This is a genomic window from Acinetobacter sp. RF14B, from assembly GCF_006864105.1.
GTDB classification, from domain to species: domain Bacteria; phylum Pseudomonadota; class Gammaproteobacteria; order Pseudomonadales; family Moraxellaceae; genus Acinetobacter; species Acinetobacter lwoffii_C.
Genome location: NZ_SMTB01000136.1, coordinates 1 through 4559, shown reverse-complemented (window position 1 = coordinate 4559; position 4559 = coordinate 1). Strand labels below are relative to the sequence as shown.

Annotated in this window: 2 protein-coding genes and 2 pseudogenes; 1 reads left to right on the top strand and 3 read right to left on the bottom strand. The window is 42.2% G+C overall.

Features of this window, described 5'->3' with window-relative positions; translation table 11 throughout:
- From E2K52_RS13540 to E2K52_RS13535, 3 genes and pseudogenes are all read right to left on the bottom strand, one after another.
- Positions 1-284: pseudogene (locus E2K52_RS13540) on the bottom strand (deoxyguanosinetriphosphate triphosphohydrolase); the annotation flags it as partial.
- Between the two features lie 172 nt (positions 285-456).
- The gene (locus E2K52_RS15505) at positions 457-588 is read right to left on the bottom strand and encodes a putative transporter small subunit (RefSeq protein ID WP_005097597.1); all 132 of its coding nucleotides are present in this window, start codon (positions 586-588) and stop codon (positions 457-459) included.
- Between the two features lie 11 nt (positions 589-599).
- Positions 600-2237 (bottom strand): sodium:solute symporter family transporter, encoded by a 1638-nt coding sequence (locus tag E2K52_RS13535; RefSeq protein WP_151205555.1) that lies wholly within the window; start codon positions 2235-2237, stop codon positions 600-602.
- A 1372-nt stretch (positions 2238-3609) separates the two neighbouring features.
- Here E2K52_RS13535 and E2K52_RS13530 point away from each other — a divergent pair.
- Positions 3610-4559: pseudogene (locus E2K52_RS13530) on the top strand (phosphoribosylformylglycinamidine synthase); the annotation flags it as partial.

Below are 4559 nucleotides of genomic sequence, written 5' to 3'. Positions count from 1 at the left end.
GGGGAAATCCAGGGTGGCAGCCGGTCTTTAATTTTCTCTGCTGCCAGCATTCCCAGCGAGCGTCCAATACAGGACACTTCCAGCGAATGGGTTAAACGGGTGTGAATCCCGTCATGCTGGGTCAGGGGGTGAACCTGCGTTTTACGGTTCAGCTGCCGGAAGCTCTGGGAAAAAATAATCCGGTCATAATCTTTATGGAACGGGCTGCGGGCCAGTTCAGTACTTTGCTTTTTACTACCAATCCGAACTGTGGAAAGCAGTTCTAACCAACGCATTTGAGTCATTTATCATTATTCAGTTCTTTGCTCTGTGCATCATGCCAAAAAAGTGACGACAGCACTAGGGTGCTGCGACATGAATTGTCGGAACACACAAAACTCTGCGGAAATTTCAGTTGAACAGTTGCCATAAAAAACAGGTCATATTGACCTGTTTTTGTCTCATGAGAGTGGTGTACTAAAGCAAATCTTCACCACTGATCTTGGCTTCCTGGATGTCTTTATAGACTCCCATACAAATGACGAACAGGATCATCGTTGCCACCAATGGCCAAAAAAGTACATATAGGGTCATAAATTGACTACTCATCTGAAATCTCCTTATTTACTTTTCTCAGATACCTGGTGAAATTCAATCACCATCTTATTGATTTGTTTAAAATCAAATCGTTCTTTGCTATTCATTAAAGTCAGGACGGTACAGACAATGGCGCTGCTGCCATAGGCGGTCAGAGAACTCAATAGCGTGCCATAATCACGCAGGAAGCCGATGGTCCATGGAAGGAAACCGATACTGGCCAGAATGCCGACCACCAGGCCAACTTTCTTGCCAAAGAAGCCAAAGCTCATCAGACCCAGTACCACACCAATACCGAGGGTGGCCATAAGCTCAAAGCCAAGTGCGATTAGGCCCTGAATCGGCAGCCATTCAAATCGAACCACCAGAAAGCTTAAAAATGCGATACCGACAGACCAGTTAAAGGCACGAGCATTGACCTTGTCCCAGTACAGGCTGGCAATCACCGGGAATACAATGGCACCCCAGAGCGCGCCGACGAAAATCAGCATCGCCAGAATATCGAATTTAAGCGTGGCAATTAAAATACCGAGCATGGTGGCTACAATCATGGTCATCCGGCCAATAAACAGCATCTTCTTCGGATCAGGACGATTTTTAGCAATCTGTTTGCCATAAATGTCGGTCATTACGATGGCAGACAGGGCAGATAAGTCCGAATCCGCCGTTGACGAAAGCGCGCCAATCACCATGAAAAAGAGTAAGGCCACCATAAATGGAGACAGATACGTCGCTGCCATTTGTGGAATCAGGTTGTTCAGGTTGCCATCAATCGGCTGAATTCCGGCAAAGAGTGCCAATAATCCGAGCATTCCTAAACCGACGACAATCGCTGCATAACCAATGGTTGCGGTAATGAAACTCGGTTTGATCAGGTCTTTACGGACTGCAAACATGCGTTGAGCAATGGTCTGGTTACCAATTGCATAGGCCAGTACCGCCACAAAAAATGGTGCGCCTTGTTCTAAAAATGCAGTTTTCGAAAAGAAATCCAGTTGTTCCGGTTGCAGATTATGCATGCCGGTCTGGAACAGTGACGGGCCGCCCAGAGTAAAAAATAGCGTTGGAATAATGATCACTGCCGCCACAATCATGGCAACCAGTTGACCAAAGTCGGTAAATACCGAGGAGCGGAAACCTGACCATAAAGTATAGGACAGGACGCCAAATCCGGTAATCAAGACCCCATGGATAAAGCTGAGGGGAGACAGAATTTCAACCAGCGCACCTGCTGCGGTAAAGTTTACCATCAGGCTGATTACGCTCCCGACAATGTTGGAGCCGGCCAGAATCATCTGGCTCTGGTTGCCATGCCGCGCATGCATGATTTCTGCCAAAGTGTGCGCATTGGGTGCCAGTTCGCGGAAACGTTTGCCGAATGGATAGATAAATAAAATCATCAGTGCACCCCACAAACCATAGTGTAAGGCACCGGAAACACCGTATTTATATCCGGACGAAGCTGCTGCATAAAATGAAGCGGCCCAGATCCAGGTGGCGGTCATACTGGCCGCAGACATTCCAAAGCCGATGGAGCCATTCGAGACCATATATCCATCGACATTTTCATTTTTTTGCTTAATGCGTAACGACAATAGAAAGGTGATGCCATAGAAAAGCACCATCAATAGTACAGTTGCTGTACTAGTGAATTGAAACATATATACTCCTTAAGCGGGTCACCTTTTGTTTTTGAAAATTAAATCATTGGCAACAGATTAAGGCTCTAGATTAGACAGAGCAGTGAAGCTACAGAAAATAAAAAAACCAGTGTCTGAATATCAATTTGATATGCATATCTGCAGCGGAAAAGAGGATGGTTGTTTATGCGTCCTGAATGTGGACATTTCCTCAACAATTGGCGTAGAGGTTAACATAAAATCATCAAATTTAATGATGAAGTCCTTAATTATGCAGATTCTTTGCTGATATGAGGCTATTTTCGATTTCGACATCTTCTAATATGTGGACCTGTAAGTGGTATATTTTTATAGGAATTACAGCCATTTATTGCAGGGTTTTTAAATAGAATAAAGATTGATAATAGACAGGAAATAAAAAAGTAACAAAATTTTAATATTCCCGATTTTCTCTATTATGAGTCGTGATTTTTTTCATAATAGGCCACGAAATTAACATTAATTCATGTCTCATACTGCCTATATATACTAAATTTTTACATAAGAATAGAGGCTGAGAATCAGTTTGAATTTAAGCTTTATATTTTCAATTGATTAGCGTTTAATTTCACTCTTTTGAGTAAGGGGTTTAAGGAATATTTGAATCAATATTCTGGGTTAATATGTCAATAAAAACAGGCCTAATATCTCTAAAATGTATTTAATAAAATAACCCTATTCATTTTAAGTCTCAATCTTTATTAAAAACTAGGGTAGGGTCCTATATATGAGATTCAAGTATCTTTAAATACAGCCCAGATATTAAAAGAGGTGAGCAGGATAATCTGGGCTGTCCGATATTATTGGAAGTCGATTGAAGCAGGCGACATGACTGTCTATGCCCGGTAGGACCAAAAATACAGCACAGCGAGGCAGAGTCTTGACGCGTACGCTGGAGCCCGGAATGAAGATAGCGGGATACAAAATTATTTCAGTATGGAAAATCGCCGACAGGACAGAGAGACGAGCTGAAAAAATGAACCCGAGTGTTTTTAGTCTATCTCGAAAAGCTTGAGCCTAAACCTATCCTTTCCTTAATAAGGTTTTTATAGCGGCTCAAGAATAAGTGCTGTACGCATTTTAAGTAGTCTTGCTGTTGAAAAATAATACAATTTTATTAAATGAAATTATTCTTCATCGGTTTTGATTTTTATTTAACAAATTGTGTTAGTCTACGCGACCCGATTCAATTTTCCTGCTTGAAAATAAAACAATATTTCAAAAATACAGAATATTTCAGCAGTAGTTTTCGTATTTGCCATCTAGCCGATTTCCTTATTTCACAGTAGAATATGCGCTCTCTCAAGTCACATTGTGGCATGGTTTACGACCATCCCGTGGAGCCAAAATCAGCATGTTTATTGTTGCCGGTGCACCTGCACATTCTTCATTTAAGAAAACTCAACTACTTTCACGTTTATCGTCAATTAGTTCTGTTCAATCAATTGAAAGTCAATGGGTCTACCTCTTTGACCAAGCGCTCAACGAGCAACAACAGCAATCCGCTTTGCAGCTTTTAAATGATGGTCAATCTTTTGATTTACACCAAGCGACAAGTGATGAAATCCAGATTTTAGTAACACCACGATTAGGCACCATTTCTCCATGGTCATCAAAAGCGACAGATATTTTCAAGAACTGTAATACCCCAGTTCATCGTCTGGAACGCGGTGTTTTATTTACCTTAAAAGGTGAAAAAGAGCTTTCTAAAGAAGTACTGCAGGTTTTACATGACCGCATGACGGAAAGCGTGTTTAATACGATTGAAGATGCTGCGGCACTGTTTACTGAAACAGCACCAAAACCTTTGAACTCGATTGATATTTTGGGTCAGGGCAAGGCAGCGTTAGTTCAGGCGAACAATGAATTCGGTTTTGCACTGTCTGATGAAGAAATTGATTATTTAACCGATGCCTTTAACAAGCTGGGCCGTAACCCGAACGATATTGAGCTGATGATGTTTGCACAGGCAAACTCTGAGCATTGCCGTCACAAAATCTTCGGTTCAGAATGGACCATTGATGGTGAAGTTCAGCCTTTGTCACTGTTCCAGATGATCAAGAACACCTATAAAGAATCACCAACAGATGTATTGTCTGCTTATAAAGACAATGCCTCAGTGATTGTAGGTTCTGATACGCAACGTTTCTATCCAACCAAGGAAGATAACGGCCAGCACGTTTATAAATATAAGAGCCAGGCCGCTCATATTCTGATGAAAGTGGAAACACACAACCACCCGACTGCGATTGCGCCATTTGCCGGTGCTGCGACCGGTTCAGGCGGTGAAATCCGTGATGAAGG